The sequence below is a fragment of the Fenollaria timonensis genome (assembly GCF_001457835.1).
Lineage (GTDB): Bacteria > Bacillota > Clostridia > Tissierellales > Peptoniphilaceae > Fenollaria > Fenollaria timonensis.
Window position 1 is genome coordinate 303,418 of sequence record NZ_LN898229.1, and the last position, 18,967, is coordinate 322,384.

At 38.4% G+C, this 18,967-nt stretch carries 17 protein-coding genes; 3 read left to right on the forward strand and 14 right to left on the reverse strand.

The features are described from left to right. Positions 1-300 precede the first annotated feature (300 nt). From BN3004_RS01445 to BN3004_RS01465, 5 genes are all read right to left on the reverse strand, one after another. Positions 301-1,308 carry an LCP family protein gene (locus BN3004_RS01445; protein ID WP_058259504.1) on the reverse strand — a complete coding sequence of 336 codons (1,008 nt, stop codon included), beginning with the start codon at positions 1,306-1,308 and terminating at the stop codon, positions 301-303. Between the two features lie 173 nt (positions 1,309-1,481). Next, a complete protein-coding gene (locus tag BN3004_RS01450) occupies positions 1,482-3,329 on the reverse strand; it encodes an LTA synthase family protein (protein ID WP_058259505.1) in 1,848 nt (615 codons plus the stop codon). Positions 3,330-3,447: 118 nt separating this feature from the next. After that, complete coding sequence (locus BN3004_RS01455) at positions 3,448-3,972, reverse strand: NADPH-dependent FMN reductase (RefSeq protein ID WP_058259506.1); 525 nt, start codon at positions 3,970-3,972, stop codon at positions 3,448-3,450. A gap of 36 nt (positions 3,973-4,008) precedes the next feature. Continuing rightward, on the reverse strand, positions 4,009-5,298 hold the full coding sequence (locus tag BN3004_RS01460; RefSeq protein ID WP_058259507.1) for a bifunctional folylpolyglutamate synthase/dihydrofolate synthase: 1,290 nt from the start codon (positions 5,296-5,298) through the stop codon (positions 4,009-4,011). Next, the gene (locus BN3004_RS01465) at positions 5,295-5,966 is read right to left on the reverse strand and encodes a response regulator transcription factor (RefSeq protein ID WP_058259508.1); all 672 of its coding nucleotides are present in this window, start codon (positions 5,964-5,966) and stop codon (positions 5,295-5,297) included. The genes BN3004_RS01460 and BN3004_RS01465 overlap by 4 nt, the downstream gene beginning before the upstream one ends. 286 nt (positions 5,967-6,252) lie before the next feature. On the opposite strand from BN3004_RS01465, the gene BN3004_RS01470 reads away from it, so the two are divergent. Genes BN3004_RS01470 through BN3004_RS01480 form a run of 3 tightly spaced genes read left to right on the forward strand, consistent with a single transcriptional unit; the run spans position 6,253 to position 9,238 of the window. Then, on the forward strand, positions 6,253-7,452 hold the full coding sequence (locus tag BN3004_RS01470; protein ID WP_058259509.1) for a helical backbone metal receptor: 1,200 nt from the start codon (positions 6,253-6,255) through the stop codon (positions 7,450-7,452). Then, the gene (locus BN3004_RS01475; RefSeq protein ID WP_058259510.1) at positions 7,452-8,474 is read left to right on the forward strand and encodes a FecCD family ABC transporter permease; all 1,023 of its coding nucleotides are present in this window, start codon (positions 7,452-7,454) and stop codon (positions 8,472-8,474) included. The genes BN3004_RS01470 and BN3004_RS01475 overlap by 1 nt, the downstream gene beginning before the upstream one ends. Next, positions 8,471-9,238, forward strand: coding sequence for an ABC transporter ATP-binding protein (locus tag BN3004_RS01480; protein WP_058259511.1), 768 nt, complete (start codon positions 8,471-8,473; stop codon positions 9,236-9,238). The genes BN3004_RS01475 and BN3004_RS01480 overlap by 4 nt, the downstream gene beginning before the upstream one ends. A gap of 87 nt (positions 9,239-9,325) precedes the next feature. On the opposite strand, the gene BN3004_RS01485 is transcribed toward BN3004_RS01480, so the two are convergent. From BN3004_RS01485 to BN3004_RS01525, 9 genes are all read right to left on the reverse strand, one after another. After that, a complete protein-coding gene (locus tag BN3004_RS01485; protein ID WP_058259512.1) occupies positions 9,326-9,928 on the reverse strand; it encodes a DUF3793 family protein in 603 nt (200 codons plus the stop codon). Positions 9,929-10,182: 254 nt separating this feature from the next. Beyond that, complete coding sequence (locus tag BN3004_RS01490; RefSeq protein WP_058259513.1) at positions 10,183-11,295, reverse strand: ABC transporter permease subunit; 1,113 nt, start codon at positions 11,293-11,295, stop codon at positions 10,183-10,185. Further along, entirely contained in the window at positions 11,295-12,350 is a 1,056-nt protein-coding gene (locus BN3004_RS01495; RefSeq protein WP_058259514.1) for an ABC transporter permease subunit, read from the reverse strand. Before BN3004_RS01495 ends, BN3004_RS01490 begins: the two co-directional genes overlap by 1 nt. Before the next feature lie 3 nt (positions 12,351-12,353). Then, positions 12,354-13,934, reverse strand: a complete 1,581-nt coding sequence (locus BN3004_RS01500; protein ID WP_058259515.1) for a sugar ABC transporter ATP-binding protein — start codon at positions 13,932-13,934, stop codon at positions 12,354-12,356. A gap of 69 nt (positions 13,935-14,003) precedes the next feature. Further along, entirely contained in the window at positions 14,004-15,302 is a 1,299-nt protein-coding gene (locus tag BN3004_RS01505; RefSeq protein WP_058259516.1) for a DUF3798 domain-containing protein, read from the reverse strand. A gap of 404 nt (positions 15,303-15,706) precedes the next feature. Beyond that, positions 15,707-16,039 (reverse strand): carboxymuconolactone decarboxylase family protein, encoded by a 333-nt coding sequence (locus tag BN3004_RS01510; RefSeq protein ID WP_058259517.1) that lies wholly within the window; start codon positions 16,037-16,039, stop codon positions 15,707-15,709. A 457-nt stretch (positions 16,040-16,496) separates the two neighbouring features. Next, entirely contained in the window at positions 16,497-16,985 is a 489-nt protein-coding gene (locus BN3004_RS01515; protein ID WP_058259518.1) for an OsmC family protein, read from the reverse strand. Continuing rightward, a complete protein-coding gene (locus BN3004_RS01520) occupies positions 16,978-18,150 on the reverse strand; it encodes a cobalamin-independent methionine synthase II family protein (protein ID WP_278315517.1) in 1,173 nt (390 codons plus the stop codon). Before BN3004_RS01520 ends, BN3004_RS01515 begins: the two co-directional genes overlap by 8 nt. Beyond that, on the reverse strand, positions 18,143-18,967 hold the full coding sequence (locus BN3004_RS01525) for a phosphate/phosphite/phosphonate ABC transporter substrate-binding protein (RefSeq protein ID WP_058259520.1): 825 nt from the start codon (positions 18,965-18,967) through the stop codon (positions 18,143-18,145). Before BN3004_RS01525 ends, BN3004_RS01520 begins: the two co-directional genes overlap by 8 nt.

The following is an 18,967-nucleotide window of genomic DNA, read 5'->3' on the forward strand; positions in this document are numbered from 1 at the left end:
CTTTTCTATAACAATTATATTGATTCTCTTCTCATTATTTCATAAATGATGTTAATGTATAAATCGATTCACTCAATAATATCTTTATTCACAAATTGAAGAACTTAGGACTATAAGTCCTAAAACCTTTACGCTATGCGAAGAGAATTGAATCGCAACAAATTATCTATATTCACAAATTCTTGAAATAAATCGATGCATGGGGCGAAGTCTAGCGAGTGCACGTCCGAGGTGTACTTAGACGTACTCCGCAGGACGTAAACGAGTGTTACGAGCGCCAGGCGCGATTTAGACAAGAATTTATTTAAAGCGGTAATCTCCAAACCAAGGATACACCTTCTCCTCAATCTCCTTCTTCGGTATTACCAATGCGCTTAATCCGTGTACGCTACCTGGTTTACCTATTAGTGAAGCTGTCTCCAACTTATCTGAGTGGACTCTACCTATACCAACTTGCAAGATGGATGTAGCAATTGTGCCTCCCGGGATATTTGTCTTAACGTTTTTATTGATTGTGTTCCAAATTGAACCTATCTTTAATATATTTTCAGGTCTTAGGACTTTTTTAGCAAGTGCCTTTATAAAATCTTGTTGTGTCCTTTGTCTACCATAGTCTGCTACACCGTAGCTGGAGTCTTTATAACCTTTTCTAAATCTTAATAGACCTATAACATTATCCTTAGTAATTGTTTGCTTACCTTTTTTAATATTGATGTGCAGCTCATTACCCTTTGTTGTGTCATGGTAATTCATGTCGATTGGCACGTCAAATTCTACGCCACCAACTATATCCACTAGCTCCTCAACTGCCTTATAGTCAACTCTTACGTAGTAGCGAACATCAAGCTTTAGCCAGTCTCTAACTGTTTTAAGCGTTAGCGCTGGTCCGCCGTATGAGTGGGCGTGTGTCAGCTTGTCGTCTGCACCTTTAATCTTTACTATGCTATCACGAGGAAGGCTTAGCATCTTGATTGAGCCGTCGTCAAAGTTTACTTTGCAAAGCATCATTGTGTCTGATCTTTGTCCTTTCATTTCCTTTTGGCCGGCATCTCTCTTATCTATACCCATGAGCAAGAAACAAAGCTCGTTACCGTGCTCTTCCTTCAAAACCTTTTGGTCATCTGGGAATATCGGGTTCAGCTCCTCTTCTGTTTCTTCCTCTTCTTGAGCCTCTTCCTCTACTTGATTTTCTTCTATATTATTATCACCTTTTAATTCGCCGTTGTTGATCCTCTTTTGCGCCCTGTAAAACACAAAGCCAAAGGCTAGAAACGCAACTATAAAAGATATTACAAATTTCTTTTTCATAATCAAACTCCTTTTACTTCTCATATTATAATACAAGGCGCGATATTTTTCAATAGAGTTCATAAATTTGTTACTATTTTGTTAATCTCTCTTTATCTTTGAGAATGGCTTCGCTGCCACTCTAATTAATTTTACACGTTTTACTCACTCTACTTAAGGCGATATGCCTATGATCATCTAGTACTTTTGTCTTCTTCGGAAGTTTTTTCTACTAAATCCAAAAGTTTATTCGTAGTGGCAAGGCCATATCCATAGTTTGTGGTGATGACCGCTCTCTTAGAAAGCTCTTTCGCCTCGGCTATAGGGAGTTCCTTACGAGTTTTGCGGTCGATGTAGCGGCCGTGCTCAAAAATTCTGTCTCTCGGATAGACAAAAAGCGTATCGTCTGTGATGAAGCTGCCTTTGTCAAGATGGGTTAGCGGAAAGACAATATTGTCCTTGCTTGCTTCATCGTCAAGTAGGTCGACGCCCATGTTTGGGTACTTCGTCTTGTCCCAATCAAGTAAATTAATAAGTGTCGCGTATAAATCTAGCTGGCTACCTATATTGTGCCTTTGCGTGTTTCCTTTGTAGCCGGGGACTCTGATTACTAGCGGTATGTTCATCATTTCATCGTAGTCAAGCTCCTTGCCGAGCCATTTCTTAATCGATTCTTGGCGCTCAGCATTTTTAACTGTCATCGCATGATGGTCACCATAAATCACTATGACCGTGTCGTCTAAAAGACCTAGCTCATCCAGATCTTTGAAGAAGCTCTCTATGGCTTCGTCTGTGTATCTCGCGCACTTGGCGTATCTATATACATAATCATCTTCATCTCCGGGAAGCGGCTTAATGCTTGCTAACTCCTCTGGCAAGATGAATGGCGTATGCGTTGTAAGTGTAATCATGAAGGAAAAGAACTTATCGCCATTTTGCGCGGCGTCCTTATACTTCGCCATGGACTGCTTGAAAAATGATTTATCAGCTAGACCCATGTTGATGATCTCGTCTTGGGTAAATTCTTCGCCAAGCATGATGTCATCCACGCCAAGCTCTTCGTAAAAATGCCTTCTGTCGTAGAACTTACCAGTGTTGCCATGAAAGGCCATGGTCCTGTAGCCATGGTCCTTTGCAGATGTGAAGAGACCGTAGTTGTCGCAGTCCTCATAAAGCTTGTAGGCCTGCCCCTTAAGTGAAGGATAAAGTCCGTTAAGCGAGACAAACTCCGCGTCCGAGGTATTGCCCATGCCCAAAAGTTCGAAGTAGTTATCAAAGTAGATGCTGCCCTCGTCCTTGATGAGGCTGTTCATAAATGGAGTAATCTCCTCTCCGTTGTACTCTTTGTTCACAAAGGTATTTTGAAGGCTTTCGCACTGAATTACAATAATATTTTTGCCCTTCGCAAGCCCAGTAAAGTCGTTCGAAGTAAATTTTCTCTCTCTAAACTCTCTTCGGGCGTCCATCTCGATGCTCTCATCTTGCATAGCTCTTTCGTCTACAATTCTCTTTAGCTTACTCATGGCAATGGTCGAGTAAAGCTCTGTACCAAAGATGCTTCCATAAAGGTATTGCGGCGCGATTATCAGTAGCGCGGCTAAGCCTATGCCAATGGCTGAGCGCTTCACGCTGCCCTTCTTTTTTTCGCTCGTCATGACTAAGACAATATTTATTAGTGAAAGTATAATAATCGCGATTAAAAATACGCTGATATTCTCGCGAATAACTGGTCCCGTGCCCTTAAGCTCTTTCGTTTGGCCGAATCTTGAGAAAAGATCAAAGTTTGCAAATTCTGCATAAAAAACGCTTGCGCCTATCTTGGCAAAGCCTGCTACAGCTATGACGGCTGCCCTATATACCCTTGAAGTAAAGGCAAATAAAACTGCTAACTCTATCGCCGATGTTAGTATGATTGCAAGCGTCAATAAAATAAGCCTTGGTCTTTGATCCAAAGCTAGTTTATAAATAAAATTTTTATAATAGAATAATATATTGATTATAAATACTATGCATATTACTATGCTCGCTCTTTTCTTTTTCAAAGCCTTCGCCTTCTTCCTCTTTTCATTATATCACATTTTACATGATTATAATAATATTTTTACTAAGGCTCTTGGCATAAAAATAGAGCCGCTTCTCGCGGCCCATATCGATAAAAAACTATTTTTCTATAAATTTTTTAAACTTATTGGCAAAGTCCTTGATTCTTTCTTTATTGTCTGCTATGAACTTTCCTTCTTCATCTGCAAATGGAATGCTTATTGTGTTCATCGCATCAATATTTGCTCTTAGTTGATGAAGTACTGCTATAAGTTCTTTTTGTGCAAGTCTTGTTCCGTCAAGGCCTTGTGTTACGCCAACCACAGCAAAGTTCTTGCCGCCGATTAGATACTTCTCTTCATCGTTTGGTCTCGATAACCAGTCAACCATGTTCTTGACAGTGCCAGGAACGGAGTAGTTGTACTCAGGTGAAGCAATGATGACGCCATCTGCTTCTCTAATATCTTCCCTAATCTTCTTGATCCAAGCTTCTTCAGGATGTTCAAGATCTGCATTAAATATCTTAAAATCATTTGGATAATATTCTACGATATCGTAATCAGCAAATTCCTTTTCTATTTCCTTTGCTAATAGTTTATTCAGTGAGCCCTCTCTTTGTGAGCCAATTAAAAATACTAATTTCATTTCATCACTCCCTCTTAAACTATATACCCAAATACATTAATTATAATGCTTAAGTCCCAAAATTAAGTCTCTAAAGACGCTCGCAAGATAAAGTGAGCCTGCGACAACTATGACAGCATCATCTGTATATAGCTCAAGTGCCTTCTTGTAGGCTTCTTTGTTGTCTTTAATAAAGTAGATGCCGTCTCTTTCGCCGATCGCCTCAGCAAGCTTTTCGAATTCAAAGTCCCTGCCTTTGTAGACAAGGCTAGTCACGATAAAGTCCGCATCAAGCCCATCGAAAGTCTCGAAAACCTTTTTATAATCCTTATCCTTCAAAAACGATGTGATCATGATAACTTTTTTATCAAGTCCAAGCAAATATTTCTTTAATTCAGCAGCACTCGCCTCGTTATGTGCCCCATCTATGATGATGTATGGATTTTCCTTAACAGTCTCTATACGGCATGGCCACTTAACTTCGCTTAGGCCTTTTTTAATAGCGTCTTCACCTATGTCGAGTCTAAATCTATTAGCAAGGTCCTTTGCTACCCAAACTGCCATGGCCGCGTTTTTCGCTTGAAATTCGCCCGCTAGACTTATGCTATAGTCCTTTCCATCGTAAGTAAATTCAGTTTCTGTATCAGTTTTACCTATGCTTATGGCCTTGCCATCCAAAACTTTTACCTTGGCATCGACCTTTTCCGCTTCGTCTTTAATTACATCAATAACATTCTCCCCTTGAGGGTAGACGTAAACCGTGTCAAATGGCATAATGATGCCTGCTTTGTTAAAGGCAATCTCTTCTAAAGTGTCGCCAAGCACATTTTGATGGTCATAGTCAACTTTCATAATGACATCGGCCGCCTTTTGTGTGAAGCAGTTAGTCGAATCATATAGGCCGCCAACGCCCACTTCGAAGATGGCGAAATCCACGCCTTCATCGGCAAAGTACATAAGAGCGATGAGAGTCACTATCTCGAAGTAGATGCAGTTTATCTCAAGTTCGTTTATCTTATCGACTATGGTTTTTAAGTAATGATAAAAGCGATCAGGCGGAATGAAGTCGCCGTTTATACGTATCCTGTCGTTCATCCCTTCAATCGAAGGCCCAACGAAGAGGCCAGTCTTAAGATTTGCCTTTCTTAAAATATTGTCAAGGATGATGCAAAACGAGCCCTTGCCAACAGTTCCCGCTACGTGAATCACATTTAAATTCGATATATCAAGCTCAAATATTTCTATGAGCCTCTTCATATTCTCATTGCTAGTCATATCGCGCTTGTGCTTAGTCACGCCGTAAAGGCTCTCAAGTATCTCGCTTGATTTTTCAAAATAATTTATCATTTCAATATATAACCTATGGACCAAACAGTTTTTATGTACTTATGGTCTGGGTCAATCTCCTTTAGCTTATTTCTGAGGTTTGATATGTGTACGTTGATGGTGTTGTCAGAGTAGATGTCGTCCTCCCAAACTGATCTGTATAGATTTTCCTTGGTAAAAACTTTTTTCGGATTTTCGATTAAAAGCCTAAGTAATTTATACTCCATCCGTGTTAAATTAAGTGGCACTTCTTTAAAACTGATAACGTTGTTGTCGTTATCAAGGTAGAAGTCCTCGAAGCGCACAGCCTTCTCGCCAAGCCTGTTGTAAGCATTGGAGCGTCTGAGCTGTGCCCTAACACGGCTGATAAGCTCATCATTATCAAAAGGCTTCATGATGAAGTCATCACAGCCAAGGTCAAGGCAGCCAAGTCTAGTCGCCTTGTCAATCTTAGCAGATAGAACTATGATAGGCATCTTCATATCTCTGGACCTAGCGTAATTAATCACGTCTTCACCCATAAGCTTAGGCATCATAAGGTCAAGAAGCATTAGATCCACCTCGTTATTCTTTAGGTAGTCAACCGCTTCAGCCCCGTCAAACACTTGATGCGTCTCAAAGCCGCGCTCACTTAAGAGCTCCTTAATTAAATTGTTTATGTCTTTATCGTCTTCAACTATTAATATCATAAGAACACCTCAAGATAATTATATAATGAAATGGGGATAATAGCAAGAAAAAAGTGGACTAAGCTATATTCAATTTAGCCAAAGAATTTTATATGAATCGATACTTGACAATTTTCTAAAGCTGTTGTAAAATATATTCGGAGAGGCGATATTAATATTAGTTTGTTAGGAGTAGAAATACTCTTTATTTTGCATGCTAATCATAGGGGATTAATTTTTAATTAATCCTTTTTTTATCGCTTAATGCATACGATATGTATGTAAATTTTTTACAGGAGGCTTTATTATGAAGAAAAGATTTTTATCTCTTCTATTTGTCGTTCTAATGTTATTCAATGTTTGCTATGCAAAACCGGTATCATTAAACGCAAAAGATTTAGTAAACGAAAATTCAAGAACTTATATTGAGTTTTCATCATTAAAAGACTACGGTCTTAAAACTGAAATGAAAGACGGTGCTTATACTGTCAGCGATGGCAAGGCAAACTTAGTATTCAAAAAGGATACTAACGAGTTCACTGTTAATGGAACTAAGTTTGCTATGGATGCAAAGACAAAAGTTAAAGGAAACGAGTTTTTAATTCCATTAAGAACACTGTTTGAAACATTAAACTACAATGTCGTATATGATCAAAAAACAAAAAGCTTAAAGCTTGAAAAGAACAAAGAAAATACCCTTCCAGTTAAAGAAGCTAACTACACTATAACAAAAACTCATAAAAAAGTAGCATCTCTTGCTCCAAGCGTTACAGAAATTATCTTTGACCTAGGCGCAGGGGATATGCTTGTAACAAGAACAGACTACTGCAATTACCCTGCAGCAGCTGCCAAAATTACTTCAGTTGGTAAAATGAATGAACCATCAATAGAAAAAATTATTGCTCAAAAGCCAACAGTAGTTATAGCCGAAACACATTTCAAAGAAGACGTTTTAAATCAACTTAAAAAGGCTGGCATGGAAGTAATTGCATTCAAGACACCAAATTCTATGGAAGAAACATATGAATCAATCAAAGCTATAGCAAGTATAATTGACAAAAACTATGAAGCAAGAGCCCTTATCTCAACTATGAAGGGTAAATTAGCTCAAGTTTCTCTTAAGACAAAGAAACTTAATAAACCAACAGCATACATCGTTGTAGGCACTGGTGAAAGCGGCGAATACACTCACGGAAAAGATTCATTTATGAATGAAATCTTAAAGATCTGTGGCTATGTAAATGCAGGTGAAGACGCTGAAGGCTGGAGCTATACATTAGAAAAACTAATAAAGAAGAATCCAAATTATATACTTACACCTCAATGGGCAATGGACACTATAAAGACAGGTGCTGCCTACAAAGGTCTAAGCGCTGTTAAAGATGGCAAAGTTGTTCAAATCAATGATGATATCTTCTCAAGAGCATCAAACAGAGTCGTTACAGAAGGCTTAAAAGAACTACTAAAGATAGCTCATCCAGAAGTAATTAAAGACTTAGAATTTTAATGAAGAAAAAACTGTTTTTATCTTTATCTTGCGTAGTGCTCCTTGCACTTATGGTCTATGCAGTAACTTTAGGCTCAGTATATATAGAGCCTGAACTAATACTTAGATCAATACTAGAATGGATAAAATATGGGATGGATGGGGTCACTTGTGATGACTCCATCCGTTTTATTATCTTTGAAGTGAGACTACCAAGAATAATACTCGCGGTGCTTACAGGCAGCCTTTTGTCAATGGCAGGAGCAGTCTATCAAGCGATATTTCAAAATCCCATGGCAGATCCATACGTAATAGGTATATCATCAGGTGCGGCCTTTGGTGCGACCATCGCCATCATATTCTTACCGCCAATGATGCTTCTTGGTAACTCGATAGTAAGCTTGGCAGCCTTTGTCTGCGCTATACTGACAAGCATACTAGTATACTTCATCTCAAAAACAAAGAGAGGCGTAGATACATTCTCGCTATTATTGACAGGCGTAGTCATCAGCACAGTGCTTTCAAGCTTTATCTCGTTAATGATGCTAGCCCACCAAGACGAAGCAATGAAGATTATGACTTGGACCATGGGCTCATTCAACGCAAAAAGCTGGAACCATGTATTAACAATACTTATACCGACAGTCATAGGCATATTCTTCACAATATATCACGGCAAAGACCTCAACGTCCTTGTTATGGGCGAAGAAGAAGCGATGACCATGGGTCTAGACACAAAGAGATTAAAAAGAAACATGCTACTTATTTGTGCGCTTCTGACATCCATCGCCGTATCAGTCAGCGGTATCATAGGCTTCGTTGGCCTTATAGTGCCGCACTTCATAAGGCTAATCTTCGGAAGCGAACATAAATTTCTACTCAAAGCTTCACTCATATTTGGAGCAATATTTATGCTTCTTTCAGACACAATCGCTCGATCACTTATAAGCGGCTTTGAAGTACCAGTTGGCATCATCACTTCACTTATAGGCGGACCATTATTCTTAATACTACTTGTGCGTTACAGGAGAAGTTTAAGATGAATATACTAGAAATAAAAAATATATCATTCTCCTATGGAGATAAAAAAGTTTTAGACAATATAAACTTTAGCATTGATTATGGTGAAAAAGTTATAATCATAGGACCAAATGGCTGTGGCAAGACAACATTACTTAGAATAATTTCTGGCTATCTAAGGGCTGATGCAGGTGAAATTTTACTCGAAGGAAAAAACTTAGATGAATATAAGGCAAAGGAAAAAGCAAAAATACTTGCCATGATGCATCAAGAAAATAAATCGTCTTTCGATTTTAAGGTCGAGGAAATAGCTGAGATGGGCCGCTACCCTTATGTGCCGTGGAACGCAAAGCTAAGTAAAGATGATAAAGTAATCGTCGATAGATCGATAAAGCTGATGAACTTAGATGCTTTTAGAGAAAAATCCATACTAAAGATATCCGGCGGAGAAAAAGCCCGTGTCATGGCAGCCAAAACATTTGCACAAGAGCCAAGACTTATGCTCATGGACGAGCCAGTCAGTGCTATGGATATAAAACAAGAATTTCATCTTATGAATATAGTGAAAAAAAGCGATATAAGCTACGCAATAGTACTTCATGACCTAAACCTAGCTGGTGCCTTCGCTGACAAGATTGTACTAATGAAAAAAGGACAGATAATATCTGTCGGCACAGCAAAAGAAGTATTAACAGAAGAAAACATAAAAAAAGTCTACGAAGTTGATTCAGAAATTATAATCAGAAACGATAGACCTTATGTCTTGCCACTTAATGGCGATTATTAATATGAATAAAATACAAATCTCATGAGATAAGCTCATGAGATTTTTTATTTGCAAAAAAAAGTGAGTAGATCTCTACCCACATACATATCACGCTGCATTTATTAAGCTGTGCAAAGCCTCTTTGCCTTGGTATACCTCGTGCATAAGCCTCTCTATCGTGTATCCCTCCATAAGCTTAGTCTTGACGAAAGTCCTTAGCCCATCATAAAGCTCAAAGGTGCGCTTAGTGCTCTCAGGCCTTGTGTAGACCTTCCAGTAACGGCAATAAAGATAATTTTGGCCCTCGTTCTCGATAAAGCCAATAACATCGTCAATGGGAAAGCCAAGGAAAATGCCTATCTCGTGTGGGAACTCAAAGTGCCTTAGCTTAGATTTAAGAGTAGATAGACATTGATCGAGCTCAATTGCTTCGTAGCCGTAGTCCTTTAAAAACTTCGCTATCCTAGGCTTTTGAATGTACCTAGCGAGCCTCTCTTCATTGTAGATGAGTAGAAGCATACTTGCTTCGCACTCACAAAGCTTTTCGATTGCTATGCCATAAGCCATGAAGATGCCCTTATACTTCTCAAGAAGCGCCTCGTCATATGATGCATTCGCCTTCGATAGAGATATTAAATTTGCTAGCTTAGTCCCCATAAGAACAGGGGCGCAGTGATTTGCCAAGATGGACTCAAACTTCACTTCGCACATGGCACTCTTCCTTTCAGATAAATTAGTTAGGTGCGTCTAACTCCTTGATGATATATTAGCACATGCTAAGTGATATGTCAAGTGTTTTTTATTTATAGATTATATTACATTCATTTAATTTTTCGCTTAAATGTGTTTCATCTGAATTTCTAAAATAATAAAATAATACCTTCTTAGATTACTTTACCCAAAAGAAAGAGCAATCACAAATTTAATGCGACTGCTCTATCTTGTAATAGTTTTAAAGAAGAAATTTATTTTTTATCACTATCAGCTTTTAATTTTTCCATCTCTTCAATGGCCTCACTCTTTCTTCTTATAGAGTGTAGTATAAGTGTAACAGTAACGACTGCATATGAAATGAATGTTCTTAGGTACTCACCTATCATTGAGTTGCCTGTGATGTTAGCGCCTGCTGTAGGCATTACTATAAACATCAAGTGGAAAAGTACTGTACCAACAAGAGCATTTTTGATTGTCGCCTTTGATACGCTCGCTCCACCTATTAGTAAGGCTGCTGCTGCATATAGTGCTGCTTGATCTGCGCCATTATATGTGTTTAAGTTACCTATGTTTTGTAGATAGATTATTTGTCCGAAGGCTGCCATAACTGTAGAGATGACTACGGCTTTAAGTCTTGTCTTATCTACATTTATGCCGGCATCTTCAGCTATTCTCATATCGGCTCCAACGGCTCTCATGTCTTGACCAAGTTTAGTCTTTCTAAACCAAACTATGAATAAACATGCTAAAGCGATAACTATGAAGGTTGCTATAGGTAATTGAACACCTAAAACTGATATATCGTGGCCAATAATTCTGTCCACTAATTTATCAAGACCCTTTTGACTTTGTAGGTCGATAGCATTTCTAACGCCATAGCCACGTGATAGTATTAGGTCTTTGTTCTTGAATGGAATTACTCCACCAAAGATGTATAGTACAAAGAATTGATAAACACCTGTCATGAAATATCCAAGTATCATGGATGTAATCATTTCTCTTGATTTTGCTTTATTTAGTACGCCGCCTGCGAATAAACCAAGTACTACAGAGATTGGTATTGATACCAATGAAGCGATGAGTATAGCTGGAAGTCCTGTTATTCCCCAATTTTCAACGAAGATTAAGGCAACTTGACCAGCCATGGCGCCTAGTACCATACCAAAGTTAATGCCTAAACCGGCAACTATAGGTATAAGTAGTGAAAGTACCAAAAAGGCATTTCTCGCAAATCTTATGATTACTTGTGAAACCAAGAATTGTGGTGAGAATCTACTAAATATTATGCCTATCGCACAAATGATGATAAACATTACTGGGACGGTGTATTCATTTACTGTAAACAATTTATTACGCTTTTTCATTATTTTCCACCCTCCTTACGTGTCAAGGCAAATAGTATAAGTCCGTTTGATATGATAAGTCTTAAAACGTCTGAAATATCAACCTTAATTGCTGTATTAATAACCGTTGGTGTCATTGTTAATATACCTTGGAAAAGTAATGTACCTATCAAAACGTTCTTGATATTAGCTTTCTTAATGGATGCGCCACCAAGTAGTATAGCTGCAACACTTGGGAAAGCGAAGAATTGTGGTGCGTTATACATTTGAACGAAGCCATAACTTTGTTCGTAGATAACCATACCAGCTGCGCCTAATGCACATGATAATATTACTGCTAGCATCCTAGTTTTGTTTATGCTGACACCTGCTGCTCTTGCATAATTTTCGTTTGAGCCAACCGCTGTCATTGTTGTACCTTTTTTAGATTTAAAGAAAAGATAAACTAAATATGCAAATATCGCAAAAACTATAAACATACCTGTCGGTATAAGTAGTTTATCGCCTAATTCGCTTGCCGTTTCTAGCTCTATACCAAGTATACGAGAAAAGGCTTTCTCCCAATATGCTTTTAAAGATATAGTTGTTCTTAAACCTTCACCACTGAAACCCATAACTGATTCTGGATTTTTAAATGGAAGTACAACCCAAAAAATGTTCATTAACGCGATGAATGAGAACCCAACGTATGTCGCAATAATCATTTCGTCGCCTTTTACTCTGTTTAATATAAGACCGTATAACCAGCCAAATATCGCTCCAAATATCATGCCTATTGCAAGTGCGAATGTTACACCGCCAATACCTGTCAGTCTTAATTCTAGCGATAAAACTGCTCCTAACATACCGCCTATAAGTCCAACTGGCAAACCAAAGTTAAGTCCGCATCCTGCTTGTATCATAGGTATCATCGATAAAACTAGTATGGCGTTCATACCAAAACGTGTTAAAACGTCTATGAATGATCTTTTTAAGTCAACGCCTATAAAACCTCCAACTATGAAAAGTCCTACTATGAAAAAGAAAATGATTACTCTAGGAAGTCCGATTCTTTTAACTAAATTTTCTTCTCTCATATTCTACACCTCCTCCGGTTTTGTTCCGGCCATCATTAGTCCAAAGTACTCTACCGGATCTGTAGGTAATAGCTCGCCAAATACTTTGCCTTCAAAGATGACAAGTATCCTGTCAGCTATGCTTCTTAACTCTTCAAGCTCACTTGATATGATGACTATGGATGTATCATGCTCTCTGTTATACTTTTTAAGCGCTTCAAGCACAAGTGACTTCGCTCCAATGTCTATACCACGAGTTGGTTCTGATACAAATAAGAATTTTGGTTCTAGGGCAAATGCCTTTGCCAAGCATACCTTTTGTTGATTACCACCTGATAAGTTCTTTGCCTTTTCACTAGGGCCTTGAGTCCTTATTTCAAGTTCGTCAATGTATTTAAGAGCTTCTTCTTTCATCGCCTTATCATCTCTAAACTTGAATGGACCCACCTTTTTTATGAATCTATCATTAACCATCATAGCATCGAAGGCTATGTTCCAGTCAATGCCTTCATCAAGAAGTAAGCCAACGCCACGTCTGTCTTCAGAAACAAAGGCTAAGTTCTTTTTCAAAACTTCCTTTGTATGAGTTATATCTAGAGGCTCTCCTTCATAAGTAACGGTTCCGCCAGATGGGTACAAGCCCATAATACCGTTTGGAATACCTAATTTACCTTGACCTGCTAAACCGCATACGCCAAGTATCTCGCCTTTTTTAACTTCAAAGGAAACATCTCTAACCGACTCACCCGGCATATCTACATATAGATTTTCAACCTTCATTATAGTTTCGTCGCTTATTTCTCTTAATTCTTTAGACTTTTCCTTCTTTGACATATCACGACCAACCATCCAACTTGCTATTTCCATGATATTAAGATCTTTATTTTCAGTATCTTTAATAATTTCTCCGTCACGAAGAACAATAACTTGATCACAAACATCGATTATTTCACGAAGTCTGTGTGAGATGAAAATGATGGCTATCCCTTTTTTTGCAAGTCTCTTCATCGCATCAATAAGTATATCGGCTTCCGACTCAGTTAGTACTGCAGTCGGCTCATCCATGATAATGATTTTTACCTTATCTTTAGAAAGCTCTCTAGCTATCTCCAAAAATTGCTTGTGACCAACTGGCATATCCTTTGCTAAAGTCTTTGTGTTTATGTCAACGCCAAGCTTTTCAATAGCTTCCTTTGCTTTCTCTTCCATCGTAGATCTTTCCAAAGTATCCAATTGTTTGCCAAATACAGCAGAGATTGGATTCTTCTTAGTGATTTCACGATTTAATAATATGTTTTCTGTTGCAGTAAACTCTGGTATCAATGAAAACTCTTGATGCACCATGCCTATGCCGGCCTCAAGTGCGTCGATAGGATTTTTAAAGTTTACCTTTTCACCATCGATAAGAACATCTCCTTCATAGCCGCCAGTCTCTCTAATGAAAGACATGCCAAAGAGTATGTTCATCATGGTCGATTTACCAGCACCATTTTCTCCTACAAGTCCTAAGATCTCTCCTTCTTTAAGTTTGAATGAAACATCTTTTAAAACGTGGTTACCGGAGAAGCTTTTTCCTACATTTCTAAACTCTAATATCTCGCCCATAAAAAACCTCGCCTTCAATAATTTAAACGGAGCAGCAATGAGGCCGCTCCGTCCATTAATCAAATATGTCTATTTCTTAGATTGATAATCTTCTAGCATCTTGTAAATATCAGGAACTTCTTCATCAGTCATCTTTAAGAAACCTTTACCAAATACATAAGTATCTTGTAGTACTAGTATATGGTTCTTTCTTTCTTCCATGTTTGTTCTGTCAACATAAGTTGAAACGTTCCATGCAGCACCTGGAGTCATGTCGCCTAATACAGTCTTAACATCATCTGTATTCATCATATCTTTACCAGATTCAACCATTCTCTTACCAAGTTCGATTAGAGCTTGAGTAGTTGAGAAACCATATGAATATTTCCAAGTACCCATTCTACCAGGGTTCTTTTCAGATAATACTTCTTCTTCTTTTTCAACTATCTTGTTGAAATCACCAGCAGCTTCTTTAAGGTCAAGTCCTAGAGCTCCTGGATATCCAAGTATTGGAGATGGTAAGTCTTGTTCTACGAAAAGTGCTCCTAATTCAGAAACTTTTAGTAGCATTGGTTCAGTATGAGAATCGTTTGTTGCAAAGAATGCAGTATCTTTACCATATTTTTGTACCCAAGCTGGCATTTGTTCCAAAATAAAGTTTTGTGCGCCTGGGATACCGATATCACTTGTTGGGTCTGGTGCAGTTTCCATAGCAAATTCCATACCGATCTTATCGCAAGTTGCTTCCATGATATCTTTTCTTAAAGACAATAGTTCGATGGACATATGTCTTGGGAAAGAAACGTGAACGAATTTCTTAGCGCCCATCTTTTGAGCAGCTAGTGGGATTAAATATCCACGAGTAACGTTATCTGGGTCGATAACTAGGTCAGCTGCGCTTTCGATAAGGTTAGGGTCTTCTTGAGAGTTAGATACGAAGCAGAAAATGTCAGGACGTCTTTCCTTAACTTGCTTAAATGCTGCTGCAGTACCAGGTACACCTTGGTTAACAACGATAACTTTTAGCTTAGGGTCGTCAGCAAGTGAAACTATTTGTTGGATAGTTGTTTCTTGTTCTGATGAGAAGCTGTCAGGGTAGTTTTTGTGAACTATAAGTCCGCCATCCTTAGCATCTCCATATTTAGCTATCATACCTTCACAACCACGTTGTTCGTCTTCAGATTGTGATACAGTACCAGTTACAACACCGATGTGAAAATCACTAGCTTCAGTAGCTTCGCCGTCTTTAGTTTCGCCATCAGTAGCTTCAGTAGTTTTTTCGCCTTCAGTCTTGTTAGCGTCAGTAGCAGGTGCATCATTTTTGTTACATGCTACTAGAGAAAACATCATAATTAGCGCGATTAACATCGCAAGTACTCTTTTCATCATAAAACCTCCTCGTACTTTAATGTCCTCTTAGCTTAAGATAATTTCAACGGATCTTAAGTTATAATTCAAAGAGCCTAATCTCGTGAGACAACCCTCTTAGCTTGAATAGCTTAGCAGTATTCTTAAAGTTCACGATAGCTATGTTTCACTTTATCAAGTGGAAGCTCTTTTATATATTATAGCACCTATCACTTTAAAAGGCAAGTATTTTTGAAATATTTTTATAAAATTTGCAAATTTATTTAAAATATACTTAAAACTAATGGTATTAATCGTGTATATGCAATATACGATTACTTTACTTGCAATAAATTCACTATATTATGAAGTAAAAGTGCTAAGTAGATAAAATATTTTTGCAAAAGAAAAAGTCTTATGGACTTGCCACAAGACTTTTAATATGATTAATCCAAATCATCGAACATTTTTAGCGCTTTCGCTCCATACGCAGTTCCCGGACCACCATTCATCAAGATACAAGTTTTGATAACGTCGATAAGTTGTTCTCTTGTGCCGCCTGCTTTTTTAAAGCTTGTTATGTGAGCTAGCATACAAGGAATGCACTTGATAGTGATCGAGATGCCTAGGGCAACCATTTCTTTTTCGATAAGTGTTGCAGCGCTTTCTTTTGTGTAAACTGCGTGTAAATCACCGAATGCTTTCATGATTTCTGGTGATGAATTGATTAGCTCCTTACTTAATTCTCCGTTTAATTCTCTTTCTTTTTTGTAATCCATAATATTACCTCCCTTTATTTTTTGAAATATCTTCCAATTATATATTACCCATTAAGCTCCTCCATTGCCATTGAATATATTTATAGTTTTGCTTTGTATTATAAGTAAAATCAATAGGCTTGTATATATCTGATTCAAAAAAATAGACATGCCGTGGTAAAAGCATGTCCATTTACATTGTATCGCATCTAAAATACTTTTTTCTATTTAAATAGTAATTTTGCAGAGCAATTTGATGCATGGGACGAAGTGGAGTTTTTTTTGCAAGCTTGGCCGTAAGTTTAATCAAAGCTATGTTCGCTACGCTCCATACCTTTGTAAACTCTGGCATAAGGCATGCATAGCCAATCGAACTTCGTTTCACTCGTTCTCTTGGTGCATGGACTTAACCGTATATAGCATACTCGAGCATTGCCGAGGAAGGAACGAGCTCAAGGGCTCATTTTAACGCGAAATTTTATAGCTCGTATATAAATTCTACATCAATCTTAAATCCCTTTTTCACTCCGCTATAAACCATATCCATCTCCAAAGCTTCTTTCATAAACTTATCTGCTTCTTCTCTTGTAATGTCGTCTATATAGTAATACACTTTGATTTTGATTTCGTCTATGCGCGGCGCATCATCAACGCCAACTACTTTTAGCGTGCGAAGTGGGTTTGTGGTCTTTACTTCTGCCTTTGCTTCTATCTCATCTAGTGAAAGCTTCTTGATTTTAGCTTCTCTAATGATTGTGAGCATCATCGACTCCAAAATTCCTGCCAAAAATATCTCCACCGACGATAATTCTTTTTTCTCGTTATCGTATGGCAGCTCTTGGTCTGTCGATATAAAGGCCATGTCGCCGTAGCTGTTAACGGTCTTGATGTCATTTGATGTCGCTCTCATAGTAAAATCAAAGCGGCCCATCTCTTCCGTGCTGTTAAAATTACCGTAACTACTCATGTTTTTCCTTCAATTCTTTAACTGCTGTTTCAAGCTCTGCTAATTTTTTATCAATTATTTCAAGTGTTGATACAGGTCTATTAGCAAAAGTAGCGAAGCCACAATCTGGGTTTAAGAATAATCTTCCTTTGTCAATGTAGCCAAGTGCTTCTTCGGCTCTCTTGACCATATCTACATGCGATTCAATCTCATCAGTTCTTGGGTTTATGACGCCAAGACCTAGGATATACTTTTCTCTAATTTTGTCTGAAGCGAATAAACTTTTTAGCTCGCCCGCTCTCTTTGTTGAAAATTCAAGGAATAGCGCGTCTGTATCTATGTCTTCAAATAATTTGATTAGCGGTGTATATGGTCCTTCTAGCAAAATGCTTTCGTCTTTAGACCAATTGCCACGGCAGACGTGAAGCGCGCGCATCGACTTAGTCCTGTCGATATGCTCCATGCATGACTTAATTAAGTGAGTCGCAAATTTTAGCTCCTCTGTCGGATCCTTCTTTTCAGAAAGTGCTGCACACATGAAGGTACGCGGCTTTCCTTCGGTAAATACGACTTCAGTTAAAACTGGTTCGTCAAATTGAATTATGTCGACGCCTATCTTTTGAAGCTCTTCTATCTCTTCCTTATAGATTTTGATAACGTCTTCGCCAAGCTCTTCCTTAGAGCCATAAGCCTTGCTAGATAAGTTATATAGCCACATTGAACGAGTTACTAGATATGGCCCTGGCAAAGTGATCTTAACCTTATGATCAGTTCTTGCCTTTAATCTCTTTAGCTCGTCGCAAACGATATTGGTCTTGCGAGAGACTTTTCCTGTACATATAGCGTTTTTTATGCTTATGGCTGGAACGTCAAGTATAGAAAGTATTTGCTCGAAGGCTTTTTTATCGTCGATATACTCAAGCATCTCAGACATGGACATCATTTTAACGCCATTTAACTTTGTCGATATAAATGAAACGTAGTTATCTCTTGATAATTCGCCTGATGTGACGTAAGTTATGCCGTGCTTTTCTTGCATGCGAACAACGGCTTCTTCCTCAGCATCTATTAACTTAATAAAGTCCTCTTCACTTAGAGAGCCCTTAGATCTCTTTCTAAGGGCCCTTAATATATCTTCTGTTCTTGGCATGCTTCCTATAAGTGAAGTGGAGAATGCCCTAGTCACGGTATTTGCCGAAGAAGTCTAGATACTTATCGGCGTTAGTGATTTGTTCGAAACCACTAGTTCTGCCTTCAACCCATTCTGTTAGGCCTTCAAGGTCCATGATCTTCTTGTGTTCTGGATCGTTGTAATCCATTTGAAGAAGTATCTTAGCCCAAGCTTTGAAGTCTTCTGATGGGAAGCCCACGCGAGCTGAGAATATACAGTGATCGAAGTGAGGTGTTTCACCTAAAACTTCTAATTGGTTAGCATCGATAGTGCCGTCCTTTGACCAAGCGTTGAAGTTTAGGTCAATAGTGAAAGCGCAGTCTACATCGCCTGCTTCAAGTGCTTTAACAGCGTCAAGTTCGCCGCCAACGTGGTCTCCGTTAAGTCCAACGCCCTTGTCGAAGCGAACTTCTTCATAATCTTTGCCATATTCTAAGCCTTTAGTCTTTAGATAATAGATAGGGATAAGTCTTGCTTGAGGGCTGTCAAATGCGCCGAAGCCTATCTTTTTGCCCTTAAGATCTTCAAAAGACTTAATGCCCGAGTCTTTTTTAACTAGGCAGATAGTCTTTCTGTCTCTATCTGTGTCTCTCATAGGACCATTTTCACTTTTACCGTCAGTTCTGATTTGAGTTTGTAACCAAGCTAATGGTGAGTTCCAAGCGATGTCTATATCGCCGTTAACAACAGCATCTACTTGTAAGTCATAGTCCTTGAAGTAAACGCCTTTAACTTCCATGCCTCTCTCTTCAAAAAATTTGTGGATCATGTCCCAAATGATACTAACCTTTGGATCATAAAGAACTGCTCCAACTTTTATCTTATCAGTCAT

Bases quoted from the DNA above. Each gene is read 5' to 3' on its own strand.
- BN3004_RS01500 (WP_058259515.1), bottom strand. From the start codon at position 13,934: ATGGGCGAGATATTAGAGTTTAGAAATGTAGGAAAAAGCTTCTCCGGT.
- BN3004_RS01495 (WP_058259514.1), bottom strand. From the start codon at position 12,350: ATGAGAGAAGAAAATTTAGTTAAAAGAATCGGACTTCCTAGAGTAATC.
- BN3004_RS01455 (WP_058259506.1), bottom strand. From the start codon at position 3,972: ATGAAATTAGTATTTTTAATTGGCTCACAAAGAGAGGGCTCACTGAAT.
- BN3004_RS01515 (WP_058259518.1), bottom strand. From the start codon at position 16,985: ATGAGTAGTTACGGTAATTTTAACAGCACGGAAGAGATGGGCCGCTTT.
- BN3004_RS01505 (WP_058259516.1), bottom strand. From the start codon at position 15,302: ATGATGAAAAGAGTACTTGCGATGTTAATCGCGCTAATTATGATGTTT.
- BN3004_RS01470 (WP_058259509.1), top strand. From the start codon at position 6,253: ATGAAGAAAAGATTTTTATCTCTTCTATTTGTCGTTCTAATGTTATTC.
- BN3004_RS01490 (WP_058259513.1), bottom strand. From the start codon at position 11,295: ATGAAAAAGCGTAATAAATTGTTTACAGTAAATGAATACACCGTCCCA.
- BN3004_RS01460 (WP_058259507.1), bottom strand. From the start codon at position 5,298: ATGATAAATTATTTTGAAAAATCAAGCGAGATACTTGAGAGCCTTTAC.
- BN3004_RS01480 (WP_058259511.1), top strand. From the start codon at position 8,471: ATGAATATACTAGAAATAAAAAATATATCATTCTCCTATGGAGATAAA.
- BN3004_RS01525 (WP_058259520.1), bottom strand. From the start codon at position 18,967: ATGACTGATAAGATAAAAGTTGGAGCAGTTCTTTATGATCCAAAGGTT.
- BN3004_RS01465 (WP_058259508.1), bottom strand. From the start codon at position 5,966: ATGATATTAATAGTTGAAGACGATAAAGACATAAACAATTTAATTAAG.
- BN3004_RS01510 (WP_058259517.1), bottom strand. From the start codon at position 16,039: ATGGATTACAAAAAAGAAAGAGAATTAAACGGAGAATTAAGTAAGGAG.
- BN3004_RS01475 (WP_058259510.1), top strand. From the start codon at position 7,452: ATGAAGAAAAAACTGTTTTTATCTTTATCTTGCGTAGTGCTCCTTGCA.
- BN3004_RS01485 (WP_058259512.1), bottom strand. From the start codon at position 9,928: ATGTGCGAAGTGAAGTTTGAGTCCATCTTGGCAAATCACTGCGCCCCT.
- BN3004_RS01445 (WP_058259504.1), bottom strand. From the start codon at position 1,308: ATGAAAAAGAAATTTGTAATATCTTTTATAGTTGCGTTTCTAGCCTTT.